We start from the raw sequence: 394 nt of genomic DNA, 5'->3' as shown, positions 1-394 counted from the left end.
GGCGAACAGGTCGCCCGCCGCGACTTCGGGATGCGCGTGCCGGGGGATCGCGCGTTTGATGACCTCGGTGGCGATCTGTTCGAGTTCCGGCTTGGCCAGTTCATCGCGCAAGGCAGGCCGCCCCTCTGCGATATCGAGTAGCCGCGCAAGACGCGGACGCTGCAATTGCTGGCGCACGGCGGCGCCGATCAGATGCTCCAGGCCGGCCTTGCCGCTGCGCTTCGTGAGCGCGACGGCGATGTCCTCGTGAAAGCGCGTCGTCTCACGCCGGATCAGCGCGACCGTCAGTGCGTCCTTGCCCGGAAAGTACTGATAGAGCGAGCCGATGCTGACGCCGGCGCGCGCGGCCACCGCATTCGTGTTGAATCCGTTGAAGCCGTCCGCTTCGAGAATC

General features: G+C 66.8%; 1 protein-coding gene. It reads right to left on the bottom strand.

Annotated features, from left to right (window positions below; all coding sequences use genetic code 11):
- Nucleotides 1-394, bottom strand: a 394-nt coding sequence (locus GR197_RS31750; RefSeq protein ID WP_164016661.1) for a TetR/AcrR family transcriptional regulator, incomplete at both ends; no start/stop codon positions are given.

This window comes from Rhizobium phaseoli (genome assembly GCF_010668805.1).
Taxonomy (GTDB): Bacteria; Pseudomonadota; Alphaproteobacteria; order Rhizobiales; family Rhizobiaceae; genus Rhizobium; species Rhizobium phaseoli_A.
The sequence above is the reverse complement of the archived record's forward strand: the minus strand, read 5'-3'. Positions and strand labels throughout refer to the sequence as shown.